This is a genomic window from Phenylobacterium sp. (assembly GCF_035944335.1).
Taxonomy (GTDB): Bacteria; Pseudomonadota; Alphaproteobacteria; order Caulobacterales; family Caulobacteraceae; genus Phenylobacterium.
Map to the genome: position 1 here is coordinate 1 of NZ_DASZBG010000101.1, position 19901 is coordinate 19901.

Sequence of the window (19901 nt, forward strand, 5' to 3'; positions counted from 1 at the left end):
CCGACCATCTGTAGGCGGCGCGCGCGACGTGCGGGCTGGCGTAGGCATAGCCCAGGACCTCGGCGGCGTCGTCGAACACCAGGAACGGATGGGTGGCCAGCGTCGCGCCCATCCGCCGGGCCATCTCGGCCGCGTCGGGCGGCTGGTCCTCGAAGGAGATGGCGGTCTCCAGCACATACGGCGCGTAGATGGCGGCGATCGCCGGCGCATCCTCGAGCGTCGCGCGCCGCACGGCGCCGGTCATCGCGCGGGTGTCATCGGGAAGACCCCCTGCCCTTGAGTCCATAGCCGATGACAGCGCCGGCGTCCGGGCGCGTCAAGGACGGGCCGAAGGGCATTGTCTCGTACAGCGCACCTCACGCCCACATTCCCTGAAACAGATGCCACTGATATTTAGCGTGCATGAATAACGACCCCAAATTGGAAGCCCAGCGCCAGATGATTGCCGCAAGGCAAGCGATGGAAGACCGGGTCAAGTCAGACAGCTTGGCAGGGGTGCAGGACGACGAAGCGTCGGCGATTACATTGCTCGTCGAGCGCTCCCGGTTGGTGCTCTATGGATCCTTGGCTTCGTTGGGGGCCAGTCTCACAGCCGCGTGGGGCCAAAGCCGGCAGCTATGCGTTGCCCCATTCCACACGGCGCTGCTGTTGATGATCATTGCGGCCGCGTTGGCTTGGAATGGACTCCAATGGGCTGAGACATTTCGGCACCATCGGGTCACCCGAAAATACACTCAGCTCCAACACGCTCGCCACGTGGTGTTCAGCGGTGACAACGCTCCGCCACCGGCGGACGGCGCGCTTGACCGTGCGCGAAAGAACGAGAATCGCAGCCGTGAGGTGACGCGCTGGTTGGGCACGATTGGTGGCATCGTAGCGATGTGTGGTCTGATTCTGGTCGTGGAGAGCGCGATGTACGGCATCGAGCGCAAAGGCTGCTGGTTCTATGTAGTTCCAGTTCTTGACCGGTTGAACTAGCTCCCTCCCCACATCCCCCTTGACCCCGCCCACATTCTCCCCTCAAACCGCGCGCATTCCGCAATAACCTCCCCCGAAGGAGCCGCTCATGCGCGTTGGCGTGCCTCGTGAGATCAAGCCGGACGAATACCGTGTCGGGCTGACGCCGACCGCCGTGCGCGAGTACGTCACCCACGGCCACGAGGTGGTCGTGGAGAAGGGCGCAGGCGCCGGGGCCGGCTATCCGGACGACGCCTATCAGAGAGCCGGCGCGACGATCGCGCCGGACGCGGAAGCCGTGTTCCGCGAGGCCGAGCTGATCGTCAAGGTGAAGGAGCCGCAGGCGGTCGAGTGGGCGCGGCTGACCAAGAAACATATCCTGTTCACCTACCTGCACCTGGCGCCCGACCCGGCCCAGACCGAGGGCCTGCTGAAGTCCGGCTGCGCGGCCATCGCCTATGAGACGGTGACCGACGACGCCGGCGGCCTGCCGCTGCTGGCGCCGATGTCGGAGGTGGCCGGGCGGATCGCGGTGTTCTCGGCCGGCGAGACGCTCTTGAAGCACAACGGTGGCATGGGGCTGCTGCTGTCGGGCGTGCCGGGCGTGCCGCCGGCCCGCATCGTGGTGCTGGGCGGCGGCGTGGTGGGCGCCAATGCGGCGCGCATGGCGCTGGGCCTGGGGGCCGAGGTGGTGATCGTCGAGCGCTCGATCCCGCGCATGCGCTACCTCGACGACATCTTCGGCGGCCGGGCGATCACGCGCTATTCCACCCTGGGGGCGGTGGAGGAGGAGATCCTCAAGGCCGACGTGGTGATCGGCGCGGTGCTGACCGCCGGCGCCGCGGCGCCCAAGCTGGTGCGGCGCGAGCACCTGAAGAAAATGAAGCCCGGCTCGGTGCTGGTGGATGTCTCCATCGACCAGGGCGGCTGTTTCGAGACCTCGCGGCCGACGACGCACATGGACCCGACCTACACCATCGACGGGGTGGTGCATTACTGCGTGGCCAATATGCCCGGCGCCGCGCCGCGCACCTCCTCCGAAGCCCTGGGCCACGCGACGTTGCCGTTCGGCCTGCAGCTCGCCGACAAGGGGCTGGACGCGCTGAAGAAGAACAAGCACCTGGCCAAGGGGCTGAACGTGCTGGCCGGCGAGCTGACCCACCCGGCGGTGGCCGAGGCCCTGGGGAAGGGTTTCAAGGATCCGTACAAGGTGTGGGGCTGAGATCCTCCCCCCTTTGGGGGCGCATCTGCGGCGCCTGAAATACCGTTGCAATCTGGGCGCGGCTGTCTCCCACTGGCGAAAACCGGAGGGCTGCCAGCATGTGCGACGACGAGATCCATCAGGGTTTGAGCCAGGACTTCAGCGTGTCGCGCCGGGGCTTCGGCCTGACGGCGCTGGCCGCGGCGGGGTTCGTGACGAGCGCCCAGGCGCAGGCGGCCGCCGCGGTGGTCGAGACCGACGTGACGGTGAAGACGCCGGACGGCGTCTGCGACGCGGCGCTGTTCACCCCGCCCGGCCGGGGGCCCTTCCCCGGCGTGCTGGTGTGGCCCGACATCGGCGGCCTGAGGCCGGTGTTCCGCGACCTGGGGCGGCGGCTGGCGAGCTCGGGCTACGTCGTGCTGGTCCCCAACCCCTTCTATCGCAGCCAGAAGGCGCCGGTGATCGACGGCGCGCTGAACTTCGGCGATCCGGAGGTGCGCAAGCGGCTGTTCGCCATGCGCGGCGCCATGACCGACGACGGCATCGACAAGGACGCCGCAGCCTATCTGGGCTTCCTGGGCGCCCAGGCCAAGGTGAGCAAGAAGGCGCGCATGGGCGTGCAGGGCTATTGCATGGGTGGGCCGCTGACGATCCGCACCGGGGCGGTCAGTGCGCGGATCGGGGCCGGCGCCACCTTCCACGGCGGGACGCTGGTCTCGAAAGCCGCCGACAGCCCGCACCTGCAGGCGCCGCTGCTGCACGGCGAATATCTGATCTGCGAGGCGGAGAACGACGACAAGTCCGACCCCACCGCCAAGGACACGGTGAAGACCGCCTTCGCCGCGGCCAAGGTGCCGGTGAAGCTGGAGGTCTATCCGGCGCAGCACGGCTGGTGCGTGCCGGGCAGCCAGGTCTACAACGCCGCCGAGGCGGAGCGGGCCTGGGGCGAGCTGCTGAGCCTCTACAAGCGCGCCCTGGTCTAGGGCGGATCGGACTTCAGCTGCGCGCCCCGGGAAATCCCCGCCCTTCCTCCATCGAGGAGGAAGGGGTTCCAGGGGTCGCAGCCGGGCGCTGAAGGCCGCGCCGGCCTCTGTAAATGCCCAGCAGAACGGTGTTAGATTCGCCGCGGTCTCGACTGGGGTCTGCCATGGATGGCGTAAGACGGGCGGCGGCGACAGCGGCCGGAGTGGCGATGGCGGTCGGGTTGGCGGCTTTCGGCGCGCAGGCCGGCGACTACCATCCGCCTCGCACCGCCTGGGGCGCGCCGGATCTCGGCGGGCTGTGGAGCAACAACTCGCTGACCGGGTTGGAGCGCGACCCGGCGTTCAAGGCGCTGGCGCCCACGGCGGCCGAGGGCCAGGCCTATGAGGCCAAGCACCTCGGCAAGCCGCCTGTCTTCGACCGGACCTCGACCGTCGGAGGGCCGGAAAGCGAGTGGTGGGATCGCGACATCGGACTGGCGCGAATCCGCGGCCAGCTGCGCACCTCCTGGATCGTCTCGCCGGCGGACGGCCAGCTTCCGTACACCGCCGCGGCCAAGGCCTTCCACCAGGCGAGGCGCCAAAGCCGCCGGGAGGCCATCGACGATCCGGAGAGCCGCGACCTTGCGGAGCGCTGCATGGACCCCAGCTCCATCGGGCCGCCGATGGTGAACGGCGGCGTCAACGACAACTACCAGTTCGTGCAGACGCGCGACGCGGTGGCGATCCATGCCGAATGGGACCACGACGTGCGGGTCATCCGCATCGACCCCGCCGGGCGCCACCCGCCGCCCACGGTGCGTCGCTGGATGGGGGATTCGATCGGCCACTGGGAGGGCGACACCCTGGTCGTCGAGACCACCAACTTCACGGCCCATGAGATCGACGCGCCCCGCCAGAACGCCACCGACGACATGCGGGTCGTCGAGCGGTTTACGCGCAGTTCTGCGGGCGAGATCTTCTACGAATTCAGCGTCACGGCGCCGGCGGTGTTCCTGCAGACCTGGCGTGGCGAGATGGTGTTCCACGCCACGCGGGGGCCGATCTACGAGTTCGCCTGCCACGAGGGGAACTACGCGCTGCAGAACATGCTGCTGGGCGCGCGGCACGCCGAAACGCGACCGCCGAACCCCTCGACGACCGCGTCGGCGAAATAGAGCCTCGGGGGGCTTCGCCTAGCCCCAGTGGCAGACGCGGTGATGGTGGCGGATCACGCAGACCCTGTGGCGATGGTGATGGCTGACGCTCGCGTGGCGCACGGCGGCCTGGCGCGTGGTGGTCTGGCGCACAGTGGCCCGGTGGAGGGGGACCGTCTGGCTCATGTCGCCGTGGGTCGAGGGATGGCCGGCGCGCTGTTCCTCGATGCGCAGCCGGTCGATGCGGTCGTGGCGGGCGCGGTCGGTGGTGCGGGTCTGGTCGAGGGTGCGCTGCGCGTCGATGCGCTGCTGGTCGGGCTGGGTCTGGGCGGTCTGGGCCTGGGCGGCGGCCGCGGAGCCGAGCGCCATCGCGACGGCCAGGGCCGCGCTGAGCATGGGTTTCAAGGGGGTGGTCCTTTCAAGGGCTGCACCACCCTAACGCCCAGCTTGGCCGTCCCGATCAAGCGGGACGGCCGGCGGGCTGGCCTAGCCCCAGCGGCAGACGCGGTGATGGTGGCGGTAGAAGCAGGTGCGGTGATGGTGATGCCGCATGCTGTGGCGCGAGGTCATGGTCTCCTCGCGGCGCATCTCGCGGTGATCGGTGCGCTGATCGACGCGCTGCTGATCGGTGCGCTGCTGGTCCATGCGGTGCTGGTCCATGCGCTGCTGGTCGGTGCGCTGCTGGTCCATGCGCTGCTGGTCGCTGCGATGCTGGTCGTAGGGGGCCTGCGCGGGCTGGGCGGCGGCGGCGCCGGCGAGCGCCAGGGAGGCGGCGAGCGCGGTGATGAGGGTGAGTTTCAAGGGGATGGTCCTTTTCGAGATGCGATAAGCGGTAACGCGCCGCGTGATCGTTCGTTCAGAACCGCCGCGCGCACGGCCACGCTTGGAACGAAGCGCCGGCTGGGCCGCTAGGAGGCCGCGGCGCTGGAGCCGTGATGCCGAGCCCCGTCGATGAACCTGCTGTTCCTGATCTCCCTCCTGTGCGGCCTGGCCGCCCTGGCCCTGCCGAAGATCTTCGCCCTGATGGGCAAGCGCCGCTGAGGCGGCCCTGAGATATCGTCCCCGGTCTTGAGTTCCCCGCCGCAATCCAGGAGGGTGCGGGCCGGGTCTTGAGCGTGGGGATTCCTGCCATGGCGGGTGTTGTTGCGGCGGTGGCGGCCGCCGGTTGGGCGGCCGCGTCGGCGGTCGCCGGCGTTCATCAGTACGAGCGCCTGGCCATCTCGCCCGCCGGCGACCTGGTGGCCGCCGTCGAGACGGTGGAGCTGCCGGGCCGGACGGCCGAGCCGCACGGAACCCTGGTGGTGCGCAAGGTGGCGGACGGCGCGGTGCTGGCGGCCTACGACCCCTGCAACAGCTGCACCTATGCCGATCCCACCTGGTCGCCGGACGGCAAGATCCTGACCTTCATCGGCGCCGACCGGCGGACGCGCACGGCCCAGGTGCTGCAGGTGGTGGACGGCAAGGTGATGATCCCGGTCGCCTTCCCCGGCCTGCTGGCCAAGCCGCGCTGGTCGCCGGACGGCGCGGTGCTGGCCATGCTGGCCACGGCCCATCCCAGCAAGGAGAGCGGGGCCACCAATCCCGGGGCGGCGCGGGTGGGCGAGATCGACGCCGCGCCCGACGAGCGGCGGATCGCGGTGCTGGCGTCCGGCGCGGTGCGCATGGTCTCGCCGGCCGACCGGTTTGTGTACGAGTACGACTGGACGCCGGACGGCCGCGGCTTCGTGGCCACCGATGCGGTGGGCGACGGCGACAACAACTGGTGGGTGGCCAAGCTCGAGGCCATCGACCTGGCGACCGGGGCGGCGCGCACGATCGCCGCGCCGAAGGTGCAGATGGGCTATCCGCGGGTCTCGCCGGACGGAGCGACCGTGGTGTTCATCGGCGGCCTGATGAGCGACTTCCCGGTGATCGGCGGCGACCTCTATGCGGTCCCCTTCTCAGGCGGCGAGGCGCGCGACGTGACGCCGGGCTTCAAGGGCAGCTTCAACTCGCTGACCTGGCGCCGGGGCGGCCTCTACGCCACGGCCCTGGTGGGCGACCGCGCGACCCTGTTCTCGGTGGGCAAGGACTGGAGCTTCAGGCCGCTGTGGTCGGACGCGGCGAGCCTGGCGGCCGGCGACGGCCGCCTGGCGATCTCCGCCGACGGGACCCGGTTCGCCACCACCCGCCAGACCTTCACCGTGGCCCCGCAGATCGCCGCCGGCCCGATCAAGGCGCTGAAGGCGATCACCCACGATAACGACGCCCTGGTGGCCAACGCCGAGGCCCGCAGCGTCACCTGGACCCGCGACGGCCAGAGCGTGCAGGGCTGGCTGCTGGCGCCCAAGGGGCTTGAGCCCGGCAAGACCTATCCGATGGCCGTGCAGATCCATGGCGGGCCGTCCTCGGCGGTCGAGCCGCGCTTCACCTGGGAGGGCACCACCCACGCCCTGCTGGACCGCGGCTATTTCATCTTCGAACCCAATCCGCGCGGCAGCTATGGCCAGGGCGAGGCCTTCACCCGGGCCAATGTCGAGGACTTCGGCGGGGGCGACCTGCGCGACGTGCTGGCCGGCGTCGACGCGGTCGAGAAGATCGCCCCGGTCGACGACCGGCGGCTGGCCGTCTATGGCGGCTCCTACGGCGGCTACATGACCATGTGGGCGGTGACCCACACCGACCGGTTCAGGGCCGGCGCGGCGGGCGCCGGCATCGCCGACTGGGTCAGCTACTACGGCCAGAACGGCATCGACCAGTGGATGGTCCCGTTCTTCGGCGGCACGGCCTACGACAACCCGGCCGTCTATGACCGGCTGTCGCCGATCCGCTACATCAAGCAGGCCAAGACGCCCACCTTCATCTATGTGGGCGAGCTCGACGTGGAATGCCCACCGGCCCAGAGCCTGGAGTTCTGGCACGGTCTGAAGGCCATGGGCGTCCCGACCAGCCTGGTCATCTACCCCGGCGAGGGCCACCACATCGCCAAGCCGACGAACCAGCAGGACGTGGACGCCCGCACCCTGGCCTGGTTCGAGAGATATCTGGGGTCAGCTCAGTAAGAGGTTCCGCTCACCCCGGCCAAGGCCGGGGCCCAGATGGAATATCTCTGAGGCGACCTCGATGATTGCGGCGCGTATCCGGCCGATTCCGTGTTTGCGATCTGGGTCCCGGCCTTCGCCGGGATGAGCGGATCAGGGTTGCCCGTCGACGCAGCCATCCAGCTCATCGCGGCGCACCACCCCGGCGCGGGCCACGATGGTCCCGGAGCGGCGGCGGACGTAGGGGCCCGGGGCGCCGGCCCTCCAGGACAGGGGCTTGGGGATGATCGCCGCCAGCCGCGCGGCCTGGGCCGGCGCCAGGTGCGCGGCGCTGACGTGGAAATTGGCCTGGGCGGCGGCCTCGGCGCCATAGACGCCGGGCCCCCATTCGATGGAGTTCAGATAGACCTCCATGATCCGGGGCTTGCCCCAGATCCCCTCGATCAGCACGGTGAACCAGGTCTCCAGCCCCTTCCTGACCCAGTCCCGGTGCGGCCACAGGAAGACGTTCTTGGCGGTCTGCTGGGAGATGGTCGAGCCGCCGCGGATGCGCTCGGAGACGGCGTTGTGGTGCAGCGCCTTCTCGATGGCGGCGATGTCGAAGCCGTGGTGCTGGCAGAAGCCGGAATCCTCCGAGGCGATGACCGCGCGCACCAGCTGCGGCGAGATCTGGTTCAGCGGCACCCAGCGGCGGTCGAAGCCGCGGCCCTCGAAGGTCCGCTGCACCATCAGCCAGGTGATCGGCGGCGGCACGACGCGGTAGAGCGCCACCACCGCGATCGGTCCCATCACGATGAACAGCAGCCCGCCGAGCAGCGCCCAGCGCACGAGGCGGCCCATGAGGCTCGGCGCGCCCCTGGGGCGGACCTTGTTCGGCTTGCGACTCAACCTTGTCTTCCCCCCGGGCAGGCGACTAGCTGACGGCGCGGGGGCTTATCCCGTCAAGCCGGAGGATCCATGCCAGGACCCGTGAGCGTCAGCGAGGCGGTGGCGCGGCGCGTCACCATCCGGGCCTTCCTGGACAGGCCCGTGCCCGGCGAGGTGGTGAAGGACATCCTGGTCCGCGCCGCCCGCGCGCCCTCGGGCGGAAATCTGCAGCCGTGGCGGGTCTATGCCCTGACCGGGGCGCCGCTGGCCGAGTTGAAGGTCGCGGTGAAGGCCAACCCGTTCGGCGAGACCCCCGAATACGACGTCTATCCGCCCAACCTGTGGGAGCCGTTCCGCACCCGGCGCTTCCAGAACGGCGAGGAGCTCTACGCCACCATTCCAATTCCGCGGGAGGACAAGCCCGCCCGCCTGCGCCAGCTGGCCCGCAACGGCGAGTTCTTCGGCGCGCCGGTGGGCATATTCTTCTGCCTCGACCGCAAGCTCGGCCCCCCGCAATGGGCGGACCTCGGCATGTACATGCAAAACGTCATGCTGCTGGCCCTCGAGCACGGCCTCGACACCTGCCCGCAGGAATACTGGGCGCGCTATCCGCAGACGGTGGCCAGGGCCGTGAACCTGCCCGAGGACCACATGCTGTTCTCCGGCATGGCGCTCGGCTTCCGCGACCCCGACGCCCCCATCAACACCCTGCGCGCCAGCCGCGACCCCTTCGAGGCGTGGGGGGAGATGGTCGGGTTCGACTAGCCTCCGACCTCCGCCACGCCGGCCCCGCCGTCCTCGTCGCCCCAGGCGATGCGCCTGGCGTCGGGGTTCATGGCCAGGGCGGTGATCGGCGAGCCTTTGTCGGCCTTGATGGGGATGATCTTCTGGCCCGCCAGGTCGCAGGCCCAGACCCGGCCGTCGTCGAGGCCGGCGGCCACCCAGCCGAGGCCCGGCGCGGCCGCGACCCGCACCACCATGGCGGCCTCGTCATAGCCGACCTCGGCGGCCTGTTTGCCCATCGGGCCGGTCGAGCCGGCGAACGGCCAGATCACCACGCCATTGGCGCCGGAGGTGGCCAGCATGTTTCCCTTGGCCAGGAAGGCCAGCGACTTCACCTTGGCGGGATAGCCGCCCATCCGCATGTTCTTCTCGTCGGCCACGCGCCAGCCGTGCAGCTGGTTGTCCTGCATGGCCGAGACCAGGAACTTGCCGTCCGGCGAAAAGGCGCTCGCTACATGGCTGCCGGCCCACTTCAGCATCGTAGGCTTCTGGCCCTCGATGCGCGCGTACCACAGCGCCACCCCGCCGTAGGTCGCCGCCGCGATCCTGCGGCCCTTGGGATCGAAGGCCACCTCGGCCACGGATTTCTCGTGGGTGAAGACGCGGGCGAACTTGGCGTCGCCGGCGTCGCGGACGTGCAGCTCGCGGCCGGCGGAAAAGGCAATCAGCTTGGAGTCCGGGCTCGCCGCCACGGCGTCAATCCAGCGGCCGGGGACCTTGGCGATCTCCTCCCCGCCCGAGGGCCGCGCCCAGACCAGCCGGCCGTCGTCGCCGCCGGTGACCAGGCCCTCGCCGCCGGGATGCAGCGCCGCGGCCAGCACCGCGCCGTCATGGGCCTCGATCGCCTCGCCGCCCTCGAAGCGCACCGTGCCGTCGCCCAGGGCGAAGGCGGCGCCGCCGGCGGCGTCGAACAGGGCCGTGGTGACATAGGCGTCGAAGGCGAAGGTCATCGGATAGGGCTCGGCGTCATGGGAGCGGGACCTGTAAAGCCTCCCCTTCAGATCGTCATCCCCGGCCTTGTGCCGGGGACCCAGACGCGCGGGCGCCGGCCGGATTGCGCGAGGCTTTCAGCTTCGGCGCGTCTGGGTGGGCGGGACAAGCCCGGCCATGACGGTCGAAATTGAAACGACGTTATCGGGGCTGCAGCGGAACCGGCCCTCGCGCGGGCGAGGCCGCCCCACCTCGCCGCTTCGGGCTTTACAATCCCAATATGGCTTGCCAAAGGTCTGGCGACTGTGAGCGCGGGCGCGTGAGACGCCGCCCAAGGGAAGGAACTGCAATATGGCGGCAAAGCTGGCCGGTCAGGGCGGCGGACGTTTCAGCCTCGGCCAGAACAGCGACATCAACGTCACCCCGTTCGTGGACGTGATGCTGGTGCTCCTTATCATCTTCATGGTGGCGATCCCCGCCGCGACGGTGTCGATCAAGCTCGACCTGCCGCCGGCCGTGCCGCCGCCCCCCGGGACCAAGGTGAAGGACCCGGTGCTGATCAACCTGCAGGCCGGCGGGGCGATCTTCATCGGCGACCACGCCACCAGCCTCGACACCCTGATCCCCGACCTTTCGGCCAAGCTGAGCGCGGACGATCCGTCGCTGCCGGCGCCGCAGCAGCGGGTCTATATCCGCGCCGACAAGTCGGTCCGCTACGGCGACTTCATGGCGGTGATGAACACCCTGCAGGGCAACGGCTTCTACCAGGTGGCCCTGATCAACGAAGAGCTGGGCTGAGCCCGACCTTCGTCTGAACCGATCGCAAGCGCCCGTCGGGGAATCCCGGCGGGCGTTTTGCTGCCCAGCCATCAAATGCAAGTGCGGGAACCCGGGCGATAACAAAGCGTTGCCGTAACGGGGTTCTCCAGTCTTAGGCTGGAGATCGTAGGGGGTAGGGGCATTGCATCACCGAAGGCTTGCAATGGCGCTGGTGGCCGCGACCGCGCTGAGCGGCGCGACGGCGCGGGCCGAGGAACTGGCCAACGACCAGGCGGCGGTCGAGCAGCTCCGGGGGCTGTCGATCGAGGAACTGGCCAACGTCCAGGTGAGCACGGTCTCGCGCCACGAGGAGTCCCTGGCCCAGGCGCCGGCCGCCACCTATGTGATCACCCGCGAGGAGATCATCCGCTCCGGCGCGCGCACGGTGCCCGAAATCCTGCGGCTGGCCCCCAACCTGTTCGTCGCCCAGACCAGCGCCTCGGACTGGGTGATCACCGCCCGCGGCCTCTCGGGCAACCTCAGCGTCCAGGCCTTCTCCAACAAGCTGCTGGTGCTGATCGACGGGCGCAGCGTCTACACGCCGATCTTTTCCGGCGTCTATTGGGACCTGCAGGACGTGCTGGTCTCCGACATCGATCATGTGGAGGTGATCAGCGGGCCGGGCGCGACGCTGTGGGGCGCCAATGCGGTCAACGGCGTCATCAACATCATCACCCGCAAGGCCGAAGAGACCCAGGGGGTGAGCGCCGCGGCGGGCGTCGGCGACCAGGAGCGGATGGCGGCCGTGCGCTATGGCGGGACCCTGGGCGGCCAGGCGAGCTACCGCCTCTACGCCCGGGCCTATCGGGAGGAGAACACCCTGACCTCGACAGGGGCGGAGGCGCTGGACCGCTGGTCGCGCCTGCAGGCCGGCTTCCGCCTGGATTGGGCCGCCTCGCCCCGCGACGAGGTCAGCCTCCACGGCGACGCGTTCAAGGGCTCCGGCCTGACCAGCGGCCCCACCGGCGGCGGCAACCTGACCGCCCGCTGGAACCATGCCAGCGACAGCGGCGCCAACCTCCAGATCCAGGCCTATATCGACCGCGAGCAACGCGGCCACGACCTGACCGGCGGCCTGCCCCTGTGGGTCAACACCTACGACATCGACGTGCAGCACGAGTTCGCCGTGGGGTCGCGCAATGACATCGTGGTCGGTGGCGGCCTGAGGCAGGCCAGATACAGCACCGAGCTCGACGGCGGCCTGGCCTTCTCGCCCAGCAAGGGGTCGCTGAACCTGTCGAACCTGTTCGTGCAGGACACCGTGGCCATCCAGCCGACGCTACGGCTGATCCTCGGCCTGAAGCTCGAGGACGATCCCTATTCGCGCTGGTCGGCCCTGCCCAATGCGCGGCTGTCCTGGACGCCGTCCGACCGCACCATGATCTGGGCGGCGGCGTCGCGGGCCATCCGCTCGCCGACGCCGTTCGACCGCGATGTGCGCGAGACGGTGGGCAGTCAGCTGTTCGTGACCGGCAGCTCCGACTTCCAGCCGGAGAAGCTCAACGCCTACGAGATCGGCGCGCGGCTGCGGCCGAGCGACCGGCTCTCGTTCTCCGTGTCCGCCTACTACAATGTCTACGACCAGCTCCGCAGCATCGAGCTCACCCCCGTCACCGTGCTGCCGCTGCGGTGGGGCAATGGGATCAAGGGCCATACCCAGGGCCTGGAGGCCTGGGGCAACTACCAGCTGGCGCGCTGGTGGCGGCTGTCGGCGGGCCTGAACCTGCTGGCCGAGAAATTCCGCTTCAAGCCGGGGGCCAGCGGCGTGGCCGGCGTCAGCCAGGTCGGCGACGACCCCAGGACCCAGGCGCAGCTGACGTCCTCGATGGATATCGGACGCAGCGTCACCTGGGATGCGGTGCTGCGCTACCAGAGCGCCCTGCCGAATCCCAGGGTGGCGGCCTACACCGAGCTGAACAGCCGGATTGCGTGGGACATCGGCAAGGCGCTGCAGGTGGCGATCGTCGGACGCAACCTGCTGCACGACCATCACCAGGAGTTCATGGCGCCGCAGGCCAACGCCGTGCCGCGCAGCGTCTTCGCCGAGCTGCGCTGGAGGTTCTGAGTGGCGTGGGCGCGGCCATGGCGGATGGGCTGGGCGGTCGCGATGCTCGTGGCGCCCGTGGCGCTCGGCTGGCCGGCGCGCGCCGAGGTGGGCGAACTGGAGCTGGCCGTCAAGGCGACCTACCTCTACAAGCTCGCGCCCTTCGTCAGCTGGCCTGGCGGGATATTCTCCGGGCCTGAGGAACCGCTGGCGATCTGCGTCCAGGGGCAGGATCCGTTCGGGTCGCTGCTGGACCGCGCCGTGGCCGGCCAGCGGGTCGGGACCCACGCCATCGTGGTGCGTCGGGTGGCGCGGCTCGAGCACGGCTCCGACTGCCAGATCGCCTATGTGGGCGGATCGTCCACCCAATCGACCGCCCAGGCCCTGACGGCCACCGAGGGCGCCCCCATCCTGACCGTCACCGACGCCGCGCGCGGACCCTCCAAAGGGATCGTGCACCTGGTGTTGAATGGTGGGAAGGTGCGCTTCTCGGTCAACGCCGCGCGCGCGGAGGCGGGCGGCATGGGCATCAGCTCCAAGCTCCTGGCCCTCGCCACAGAGGTGTCCCGATGAGCCCCCGCCCGGCCTGGCTGTCCTGGGCGAGCGTCACCGAGCGGCGCCTGACGACCCTGGCCTGGATGAGCGCCATCGTGCTGCTGGCCATGGGCGCGGCGCTGGGCGTGCGCAACGAACTCGCCTTCCGCCACGACCGCGTCAGCCAGACCGCCGCCCAGGCCGACATCCTGGCGGCCAGCGCCACCGCCGCCCTGTCGTTCGACGACCGCTCGGCCCTGCAGCAATACGTCCACGCGCTGAAGGCCAACCCCGGGATCGCGGCCGCCGCCATCTACGACGCCCAGGGCCAGCGGCTGGTGGCCCAACGGCTGGGCGCCGCCCCGCCGCCGCCGCTGCGCCGGCGGCCGGTCGGGACCGGATGGGCCGACCACCGGGTGATGGCGACGCGGGCCGCCGCCGAGCAGGGGCAGGTGCTGGGCTATGTCTTCCTGCAGACCCAGCCGGATTCCCTGGGCGCGGTGCTGGCGCGGCACACCGGCGTCGGCCTGCTGACCGTCATGGGCCTCCTGCTGCTGGTGCTGGTGAGCGCCGCGGCCGGCAAGCTGCAGGACCGCGCCCGTGAGCTGGCGGACGCCAACACCCGGCTGACCGATGAGATGGCCGCCCGCGCCCAGGCCGAGGAGGCCCTGCGCCAGAGCCAGAAGATGGAGGCCCTGGGCCAGCTCACCGGCGGCATCGCCCACGACTTCAACAACCTGCTGCAGGTGATCATGGGCGCGCTGGAGCTGATCCGCCGCAAGGCCGCCGACACCGCGCGGGTGGAAAGCTGGGCCGGAAACGCCCTGCAGGCGGCCGATCGCGGCGCCTCGCTGACCCGCCAGCTGCTGGCCTTCTCACGCACCCAGAAGCTCGACCTGCGGGCCTTCGTGGTCGCCGAGCTGGTGGCCGGCATGCGCGACCTCCTGCTGCGCACGCTGGGCGGGGACATCGAGCTGGTGCTCGATCTGGACGAAGCGCGGGTGCCGGTGCTGTCGGACCATACCCAGCTGGAGCTGGCGATCCTCAACCTGGCCATCAACGCCCGCGACGCCATGCCGGACGGCGGCAAGCTGACCATCACCACGGCCATCGTGACCGTGGAGCCCGGCCATCCGGTGCTGGCGCCCGACGCCTATGTGGCGCTGACCGTCGCCGACACCGGCCAGGGCATGTCGCCGGAGGTCATCGGCCGCGCCTTCGATCCGTTCTTCACCACCAAGAGCGTCGGCAAGGGCACGGGCCTGGGCCTCAGCCAGGTCTATGGCGTGGCGCGCCAGGCCGGCGGCGAGGCGCGCATCGAGAGCCTGCCGGGCCAGGGGACCAAGGTCACCGTCCTGCTGCGCCGCTCCGCCGAGACCACCGAGACGGCGGCGCCGGAGGTCGGGTCCGCGCCGGTGCTGGCGCCCGAGGTCGGGGCCACGGTGCTGGTGGTCGACGACGACGATCAGGTGCGCGCCCTGCTGCACGACACCCTGGAACTGCTGGGCTACACCGTGCTCGAGGCCAATGGCGGTCCCGCGGCGCTGGGCATTCTGCAGGCCCGGCGGCCGGACGCCATGCTGGTGGATTTCGCCATGCCGCAGATGAACGGCGCCCAGGTCGCCGACCGCGCGCGCCGGCTGTGGCCCGACCTGCCGATCGTCTTCGCCAGCGGCCACGCCGATTCCGCGGCCATCAAGGCCGCCGTCGGCGACGACGTGCCGATCCTGCGCAAGCCCTTCGAGATGGAGACCCTGGCGCGGACCCTCAGTGGCCTGATCGCCCGCGACGTGGAAGGCGCGATGGAGGCCTAGAAGCCGTTGCCGTTCTTCCGCACGTGGTCGCAGATGGTGCGGTAGTCGGAGGTCAGCTCCTCGCCGGCCGCCAGGTCGCGGATCGCGCGGTCCTCGCCGAAGGAGATGCCGTTGGAGACCGTCGACGGCGCTTCGGAGTGGTTGAAATAGCGGCCGTTGTCGCCGCAGAGCACATAGACGCCCACGCCCTCGTGCCAGGTGCAGTAGGTCTCCAGGAAGCTCTGCACGTGCGGCGGCAGGGAGGCCACCTCCTCCGGCGCATAGACCCGGTCGATCCGCGAATCGAAGCGCCAGATCAGCTCCCCGGCCTTCACCGGCCGCAGGAGGAAGACGCCCGTGCCGTGGATCGGGCTGGGCCGCAGTTCGGTCTCCACCATCATCATGGCGCGTCGAATTCCACTCCGCTCGTCCCCAACCGCGGGGACCTAAAGCTTTTCAACCCGAGGTCCCCGTCAATGTCGCGATGGAGGCGATCCCGCAAACCGAAAAACGACCAAAGCCGGCCCGGCGGCGCGCTTTCGCCAGGCCGCGCATCATTTGATCAGGCGACGCAGGCCTCGAAGCCTGAGCGCAGCGCCGCCTCGTCGAGGTTGCGGCCGATGAACACCATCCGGGAATAGCGCCGCTCGCCGTCGCGCCATTCGCGCTGGAAGTCGCCCTCCAGGATCATGTGCACGGCCTGGAACACCAGCCGCCGGTCGTCGCCCTTCACGTCGAGGATGCCCTTGGCGCGCAGGATGTCGGGGCCTTGCGTCTGCAGCAGGTTGTTCAGCCAGGCGGTGAGCTTGCCGGCGTCCAGCGGGGTCTCCGAGGAGAGCGAGACGCCGCGGATCCCGGACTCGGCCACGTGGTCGTGGATGTGGCCGTGGTCGTGATGATCGTGGTCGTGGTCATGATGGTCGTGACCGTGATGGTCGTGATGGTCGTCGCAGTCTTCGCCATGCACGTGGCCGGGCTCGCCGTGCGCGGGATTGAGGAAGTCCGGCTCCAGCTCGGTCACCCGCGACAGGTCGAAGGATCCACGGCCGAGGATCGCCGACAGCGGCACCTGGCTGCGCGTGGTGCGGTGGATCGGGGCCAGCGGGTTGAGCGTGCGGATGGCCGCCTCGACCTCGAGGAGCTCGGCCTCGGTGACGAGGTCGGTCTTGTTGAGGATGATCTGGTCGGCGAAGGCGATCTGCTCGGCGGCTTCCTTGGAGTCCTTCAGCCGCAGCGGCAGGTGCTTGGCGTCCACCACCGTCGTCACGCTGTCGAGCTGGGTCTTGGCGCGGACGTCCTCGTCGACGAAGAAGGTCTGGGCCACCGGGCCGGGATCGGCCAGGCCCGTGGTCTCGATGATGATCGCGTCGAAGCGGCCTTTGCGCTTCATCAGGCCCGAGAGCACCCGGATCAGGTCGCCGCGCACCGTGCAGCAGACGCAGCCGTTGGACATTTCGAAGACCTCTTCATCGGCCCCGACGACGAGGTCGTTGTCGATGCCGATCTCGCCGAACTCGTTGATGATCACGGCGTATTTCTTGCCGTGGTCCTCGGTGAGGATGCGGTTCAGGAGGGTCGTCTTGCCGGCCCCGAGATAGCCGGTCAGGACGGTGACGGGGGTCTTCTCGGGGGTCTTTTCGGGGGTCTTCGGGAACGCGGTCTCGCTCATGGGCGGAGATGTAAGCGACCGGGCTCGATTTCCAAAGTGGCCGGCGCTGTTATAGCGTAACACCATGAGCTCGGCCGACCGCCCTTCCCCCCTGGACGCCTGCCGCAAGGACCGCGTCTATCTGGGCGCCGACCATGCGCGCAACGAGCGGCGCACCTGGATCGTCACCGCGATCTGCACCGTGACCCTGGTCGCCCAGATCGCCGGCGGCCTGGTGTTCCGGTCCATGGCGCTCACCGCCAGCGGCCTGCACATGGCCGGCCACGTGGCGGCGATGGCGACGGCGGCTGTGGCCTACGGCCTGGCGCGGCGCTGGGCGAGCGACCCGCGCTTCGCCTTCGGCACCGGCAAGCTGGGCTATCTGGCCGGCTTCGCCAACGCCGTGGTGCTGGCGGTGATCGCCGTGCTGATCGCCGTCGAGAGCCTGGGGCGGCTGCGGGCCCCGGAAGTCGTCGACTACGATTCCGCCCTGCCGCTGGCGGTGGCGGGCCTGGCGGTGACGGTGGTCTGCGTGCTGCTGCTGCGCCCGGCCCGGGGGCTCCACGACCACGACAAGGACGGCTATGACAAGGATGGGGACCTCAACATCTCCGCCGCCCATTTGCACCTCAGCGCCGATGCGGCCGTCTCGATGCTGGCGATCGCGGGCCTGGCGGCCGGGCGCCAGCTCGGCTGGGCCTGGGCCGACCCGGCGGCGGGCCTGGCGGGCGCGGCCCTGGTGGCGCAGTTCGCCGTCAGCCTGATCCGGCGGGGCTCGGCCGCGCTCCTCGACATCAACCCCTCGCCGGCGCTGGCCGCCGAGATCCGCGCCCGGCTCGAAGCCGCCGACGCCCGCGTGCTCGACCTGCACCTGTGGCGGCTGGGCCCTGGCCACTTCGCGCTGGTCGGCGTGGTGGCGGCGCCCCCCGGGACGACGGCGGAGGCCCTGCGCGCGCGGTTGCACGGCCTGGCGGCCCTGAGCCACGTCACCCTCGAGTTGCGCAGCGGGCGCGAAGCGGGCCACGGTCCGCATTGATGGGTTCGCGCGTTAGGGTCCGCATGGGGAAACGAGGCTTCTGGCGCAGGCGTCCGAAGGCGGCCGCGGCCGTGGGCGCAGGCGCCCTGCTGCTGGCGGCGGCCGGGACCGGCGCATGGCTGGCCTATGGCGACCGCATCGCCGCCGAGCCGGTGACGCTCACCTCCCGCCCCGCCCAGCTGAAGGTGCGCCTGCCCAGCCCGCCGGCGCCCCCGGCCCTGCAGGAGAAGCTCGCGGCCCTGGCGCAGGCCTATCGCGAGCCGGTGGGCATCGCCGTCACCGACGTCTCCGAGCGCTGGACCGCCCAGGTGGCGGGCGAGGACGTCTTCCCGCAGCAGAGCGTGTCCAAGCTGTGGGTGGCGCTCACCGTGCTGCAGGCCATCGACCATCGCGGCATGAGCCTCGACCAGCAGGTGGTGCTGACGCCCGACGACCGCTCGGTCTTCTACCAGCCGCTGGCCTCCCGCATCCGCGGCGCGCGCGGCTATGCGACCACCGTCTACGACCTGCTCCGCCGCCAGCTGACCGAGAGCGACAATGCCGCCAACGACAAGCTGATCGCCGAGGTGGGCGGCGGCGGCGCGGTCACCCGCACCCTCACCGAGAAGGGCCTCGACGGCCTGGGCGTCGGCGAGACGGAGCGCGAGCTGCAGACCCGCACCGCCGGCCTCACCTGGCGGCCGGAGTACGGCCAGACCTGGATCTTCAAGCAGGCCCGCGAAAAGCTGCCCGACGAGGTGCGCGACGCCGCGCTCAACGACTATCTGGCCCATCCCGCCGACGGGGCGAAGCCGGCGGCGATCGCCGAGACCCTGGCGGCCTTGAAGCGCGGCGAGCTCTTGTCGGCCAATTCCACCGAGGTGATGCTGGACCTGATGGGCCAGTGCCACACCGGATCCTCGCGCCTGCGCGCCGGCCTGCCCGGCGACTGGGGCATCGCCCACAAGACCGGCACCGGCCCCGATTGGCGCGGGGCCTCGGTGGGGATCAACGACGTGGGGCTGGTCACCGCGCCGGACGGCCACAGCTTCGCCGTCGCGGTGATGATGCGCGAAACCCGCAAGCCGGTCGGCGCGCGCCAGGCCTTCATGCAGAAGGTCGCCCGCGCGGTCGTCGACTACTGGCGGGCCCGCGGGGCGGGAGCGCCGGAGCCGCGGATCGCCAGCGCCGGCCCCGCGCTGGGCGCCGGGCGCTAAAGCGCATCCCGCCAAAGTGGAATCGCTTTGGCGATGAGGATGCGCATCAGCAAGAAAGCGACGAGCCGGGACAGGCTCTAGCGGCCGGCGTCCTGGGTCTGACGCGCCTCGGCCATGCCCTTGACCACCGTCAGGCGGATCGGCGTGCCGACCATGTCCTTCGAGGTCCAGGTGACGCCGACGTGGGGATCCTCCGGGAAGCCCGTGCAGTATGAGAACGGCAGGGTCGGCGGGCGGGTCTGGCGCAGGCAGACCTTGTCGGCCTTCATGGTCCATTTGCCCGACAGCGCCTGGTTGTTGCGGCTCAGGCCGTCCCACAGGCCGTCGGGGTGCAGCCAGACCTTCTGGGTACGGCCGTCGGGATAGACGGAAAGCACCGTGTTGCCGAAGGCCGCGGCGACGCGGCTCAATTCGGTGGCCTGGGCGTTGAGCGCCGAAAGACCCACGGAAGCGGCCAAGATGGTGCGGATCAGCATGCGGACCTTTTGCATGACGGGCTAGAACGCAGAGGTGCGGGATGCGTGCCCGCCGGCCTGTTTTGGCCGCGCCCATGTGAACTGAAGCTGACAACCGAACGGAAAGGCAAGTGGATGGACAACGAGATCAGCCCGGACGCCGAGCGGGCGGGCATGCTGGCCGCCCTGCACGCCATCGTCGTGGGCACTCTGTCCACGCTGAAGCGCAAGGGCGTGCTCAGTCCGCAGGACATCGATCAGCTGTTCGACGCCGGCCTGTCGGTGTTCGAGCGCGGCGAGCCGGACGACACCAAGGCCGCCGCCCGCCTGACGCTGGAGATCCTGGCGCGCAGCCTCAAGGACTGACCGCGGGGCCCGACCGATCGCCTGAAGCCTAGCCGTGGTGACGATGGTCGTCGCCCTGGCCGCCGCCGTGCTGGCCCTGCGGCTTCTGTTGCGGCTGTTGCTGTTGCGCGTGCTGGCCCCCGCCGCCGTGGCCTTG

Annotated in this window: 21 protein-coding genes; 13 read left to right on the plus strand and 8 right to left on the minus strand. The window is 70.2% G+C overall.

Features of this window, described 5'->3' with window-relative positions; all coding sequences use genetic code 11:
- A partial coding sequence (locus tag VGT80_RS16640; RefSeq protein WP_414693921.1) for a GNAT family N-acetyltransferase occupies nt 1-244 on the minus strand: 244 nt, incomplete at its 3' end.
- A 158-nt stretch (nt 245-402) separates the two neighbouring features.
- On the opposite strand from VGT80_RS16640, the gene VGT80_RS16645 reads away from it, so the two are divergent.
- From VGT80_RS16645 to VGT80_RS16660, 4 genes are all read left to right on the plus strand, one after another.
- A complete protein-coding gene (locus VGT80_RS16645) occupies nt 403-978 on the plus strand; it encodes a hypothetical protein (RefSeq protein WP_327457775.1) in 576 nt (191 codons plus the stop codon).
- A gap of 88 nt (nt 979-1066) precedes the next feature.
- Nucleotides 1067-2179: an alanine dehydrogenase gene (ald, locus tag VGT80_RS16650; protein WP_327457777.1), complete on the plus strand. Its 1113-nt coding sequence runs from the start codon at nt 1067-1069 to the stop codon at nt 2177-2179.
- 98 nt (nt 2180-2277) lie between these two features.
- Nucleotides 2278-3141, plus strand: coding sequence for a dienelactone hydrolase family protein (locus tag VGT80_RS16655; protein ID WP_327457778.1), 864 nt, complete (start codon nt 2278-2280; stop codon nt 3139-3141).
- A gap of 209 nt (nt 3142-3350) precedes the next feature.
- Nucleotides 3351-4295 carry a hypothetical protein gene (locus VGT80_RS16660; RefSeq protein WP_327457779.1) on the plus strand — a complete coding sequence of 315 codons (945 nt, stop codon included), beginning with the start codon at nt 3351-3353 and terminating at the stop codon, nt 4293-4295.
- An 18-nt stretch (nt 4296-4313) separates the two neighbouring features.
- On the opposite strand, the gene VGT80_RS16665 is transcribed toward VGT80_RS16660, so the two are convergent.
- Both VGT80_RS16665 and VGT80_RS16670 read right to left on the minus strand, forming a co-directional pair.
- Entirely contained in the window at nt 4314-4679 is a 366-nt protein-coding gene (locus VGT80_RS16665; RefSeq protein ID WP_327457780.1) for a hypothetical protein, read from the minus strand.
- An 81-nt stretch (nt 4680-4760) separates the two neighbouring features.
- Complete coding sequence (locus VGT80_RS16670; RefSeq protein WP_327457781.1) at nt 4761-5075, minus strand: hypothetical protein; 315 nt, start codon at nt 5073-5075, stop codon at nt 4761-4763.
- A 329-nt stretch (nt 5076-5404) separates the two neighbouring features.
- On the opposite strand from VGT80_RS16670, the gene VGT80_RS16675 reads away from it, so the two are divergent.
- Nucleotides 5405-7315, plus strand: coding sequence for a S9 family peptidase (locus VGT80_RS16675; protein WP_327457782.1), 1911 nt, complete (start codon nt 5405-5407; stop codon nt 7313-7315).
- A gap of 132 nt (nt 7316-7447) precedes the next feature.
- On the opposite strand, the gene mtgA is transcribed toward VGT80_RS16675, so the two are convergent.
- Complete coding sequence (gene mtgA / locus VGT80_RS16680) at nt 7448-8134, minus strand: monofunctional biosynthetic peptidoglycan transglycosylase (RefSeq protein WP_327457795.1); 687 nt, start codon at nt 8132-8134, stop codon at nt 7448-7450.
- A 117-nt stretch (nt 8135-8251) separates the two neighbouring features.
- Between mtgA and VGT80_RS16685 the strand changes: the two genes are divergently transcribed.
- On the plus strand, nt 8252-8926 hold the full coding sequence (locus tag VGT80_RS16685; RefSeq protein ID WP_327457783.1) for a nitroreductase: 675 nt from the start codon (nt 8252-8254) through the stop codon (nt 8924-8926).
- Here the strand turns inward: VGT80_RS16685 and VGT80_RS16690 are convergent.
- The gene (locus VGT80_RS16690; protein WP_327457784.1) at nt 8923-9894 is read right to left on the minus strand and encodes a WD40 repeat domain-containing protein; all 972 of its coding nucleotides are present in this window, start codon (nt 9892-9894) and stop codon (nt 8923-8925) included. The genes VGT80_RS16685 and VGT80_RS16690 overlap by 4 nt on opposite strands.
- A gap of 331 nt (nt 9895-10225) precedes the next feature.
- Between VGT80_RS16690 and VGT80_RS16695 the strand changes: the two genes are divergently transcribed.
- The 4 genes from VGT80_RS16695 (at nt 10226) to VGT80_RS16710 (ending at nt 15085) form a co-directional block, all read left to right on the plus strand.
- Nucleotides 10226-10672, plus strand: a complete 447-nt coding sequence (locus VGT80_RS16695; protein ID WP_327457785.1) for a biopolymer transporter ExbD — start codon at nt 10226-10228, stop codon at nt 10670-10672.
- A gap of 184 nt (nt 10673-10856) precedes the next feature.
- The gene (locus tag VGT80_RS16700; RefSeq protein ID WP_327457786.1) at nt 10857-12758 is read left to right on the plus strand and encodes a TonB-dependent receptor; all 1902 of its coding nucleotides are present in this window, start codon (nt 10857-10859) and stop codon (nt 12756-12758) included.
- A gap of 42 nt (nt 12759-12800) precedes the next feature.
- Nucleotides 12801-13310 carry a YfiR family protein gene (locus VGT80_RS16705; protein ID WP_327457787.1) on the plus strand — a complete coding sequence of 170 codons (510 nt, stop codon included), beginning with the start codon at nt 12801-12803 and terminating at the stop codon, nt 13308-13310.
- The gene (locus VGT80_RS16710) at nt 13307-15085 is read left to right on the plus strand and encodes a response regulator (RefSeq protein WP_327457788.1); all 1779 of its coding nucleotides are present in this window, start codon (nt 13307-13309) and stop codon (nt 15083-15085) included. The genes VGT80_RS16705 and VGT80_RS16710 overlap by 4 nt, the downstream gene beginning before the upstream one ends.
- Here VGT80_RS16710 and VGT80_RS16715 read toward each other — a convergent pair.
- Together VGT80_RS16715 and VGT80_RS16720 are read right to left on the minus strand one after the other, a co-directional pair.
- Nucleotides 15082-15468 (minus strand): SET domain-containing protein, encoded by a 387-nt coding sequence (locus tag VGT80_RS16715; protein ID WP_327457789.1) that lies wholly within the window; start codon nt 15466-15468, stop codon nt 15082-15084. The two genes, VGT80_RS16710 and VGT80_RS16715, sit on opposite strands and share 4 nt — an antisense overlap.
- 158 nt (nt 15469-15626) lie before the next feature.
- Nucleotides 15627-16733 (minus strand): GTP-binding protein, encoded by a 1107-nt coding sequence (locus VGT80_RS16720; RefSeq protein ID WP_327457790.1) that lies wholly within the window; start codon nt 16731-16733, stop codon nt 15627-15629.
- 64 nt (nt 16734-16797) lie between these two features.
- Here VGT80_RS16720 and dmeF point away from each other — a divergent pair, with 64 nt between their 5' ends.
- Nucleotides 16798-17748, plus strand: coding sequence for a CDF family Co(II)/Ni(II) efflux transporter DmeF (dmeF, locus tag VGT80_RS16725; protein ID WP_327457791.1), 951 nt, complete (start codon nt 16798-16800; stop codon nt 17746-17748).
- A 23-nt stretch (nt 17749-17771) separates the two neighbouring features.
- Nucleotides 17772-18944 (plus strand): serine hydrolase, encoded by a 1173-nt coding sequence (locus VGT80_RS16730; RefSeq protein ID WP_327457792.1) that lies wholly within the window; start codon nt 17772-17774, stop codon nt 18942-18944.
- A 77-nt stretch (nt 18945-19021) separates the two neighbouring features.
- Here the strand turns inward: VGT80_RS16730 and VGT80_RS16735 are convergent, their stop codons facing one another.
- Complete coding sequence (locus VGT80_RS16735; RefSeq protein ID WP_327457793.1) at nt 19022-19420, minus strand: hypothetical protein; 399 nt, start codon at nt 19418-19420, stop codon at nt 19022-19024.
- A 114-nt stretch (nt 19421-19534) separates the two neighbouring features.
- Here VGT80_RS16735 and VGT80_RS16740 point away from each other — a divergent pair, with 114 nt between their 5' ends.
- The gene (locus tag VGT80_RS16740; RefSeq protein WP_327457794.1) at nt 19535-19765 is read left to right on the plus strand and encodes a hypothetical protein; all 231 of its coding nucleotides are present in this window, start codon (nt 19535-19537) and stop codon (nt 19763-19765) included.
- Nucleotides 19766-19901 lie beyond the last annotated feature (136 nt).

Excerpts from the sequence above, each read along its gene's own strand:
- VGT80_RS16645 (WP_327457775.1), top strand. The coding sequence starts at position 403 with ATGAATAACGACCCCAAATTGGAAGCCCAGCGCCAGATGATTGCCGCA.
- ald (WP_327457777.1), top strand. The coding sequence starts at position 1,067 with ATGCGCGTTGGCGTGCCTCGTGAGATCAAGCCGGACGAATACCGTGTC.
- VGT80_RS16655 (WP_327457778.1), top strand. The coding sequence starts at position 2,278 with ATGTGCGACGACGAGATCCATCAGGGTTTGAGCCAGGACTTCAGCGTG.
- VGT80_RS16660 (WP_327457779.1), top strand. The coding sequence starts at position 3,351 with ATGGCGGTCGGGTTGGCGGCTTTCGGCGCGCAGGCCGGCGACTACCAT.
- VGT80_RS16675 (WP_327457782.1), top strand. The coding sequence starts at position 5,405 with ATGGCGGGTGTTGTTGCGGCGGTGGCGGCCGCCGGTTGGGCGGCCGCG.
- mtgA (WP_327457795.1), bottom strand. The coding sequence starts at position 8,134 with ATGGGCCGCCTCGTGCGCTGGGCGCTGCTCGGCGGGCTGCTGTTCATC.
- VGT80_RS16685 (WP_327457783.1), top strand. The coding sequence starts at position 8,252 with ATGCCAGGACCCGTGAGCGTCAGCGAGGCGGTGGCGCGGCGCGTCACC.
- VGT80_RS16690 (WP_327457784.1), bottom strand. The coding sequence starts at position 9,894 with ATGACCTTCGCCTTCGACGCCTATGTCACCACGGCCCTGTTCGACGCC.
- VGT80_RS16695 (WP_327457785.1), top strand. The coding sequence starts at position 10,226 with ATGGCGGCAAAGCTGGCCGGTCAGGGCGGCGGACGTTTCAGCCTCGGC.
- VGT80_RS16700 (WP_327457786.1), top strand. The coding sequence starts at position 10,857 with ATGGCGCTGGTGGCCGCGACCGCGCTGAGCGGCGCGACGGCGCGGGCC.
- VGT80_RS16705 (WP_327457787.1), top strand. The coding sequence starts at position 12,801 with ATGCTCGTGGCGCCCGTGGCGCTCGGCTGGCCGGCGCGCGCCGAGGTG.
- VGT80_RS16710 (WP_327457788.1), top strand. The coding sequence starts at position 13,307 with ATGAGCCCCCGCCCGGCCTGGCTGTCCTGGGCGAGCGTCACCGAGCGG.
- VGT80_RS16715 (WP_327457789.1), bottom strand. The coding sequence starts at position 15,468 with ATGATGATGGTGGAGACCGAACTGCGGCCCAGCCCGATCCACGGCACG.
- VGT80_RS16720 (WP_327457790.1), bottom strand. The coding sequence starts at position 16,733 with ATGAGCGAGACCGCGTTCCCGAAGACCCCCGAAAAGACCCCCGAGAAG.
- dmeF (WP_327457791.1), top strand. The coding sequence starts at position 16,798 with ATGAGCTCGGCCGACCGCCCTTCCCCCCTGGACGCCTGCCGCAAGGAC.
- VGT80_RS16730 (WP_327457792.1), top strand. The coding sequence starts at position 17,772 with ATGGGGAAACGAGGCTTCTGGCGCAGGCGTCCGAAGGCGGCCGCGGCC.
- VGT80_RS16735 (WP_327457793.1), bottom strand. The coding sequence starts at position 19,420 with ATGCTGATCCGCACCATCTTGGCCGCTTCCGTGGGTCTTTCGGCGCTC.
- VGT80_RS16740 (WP_327457794.1), top strand. The coding sequence starts at position 19,535 with ATGGACAACGAGATCAGCCCGGACGCCGAGCGGGCGGGCATGCTGGCC.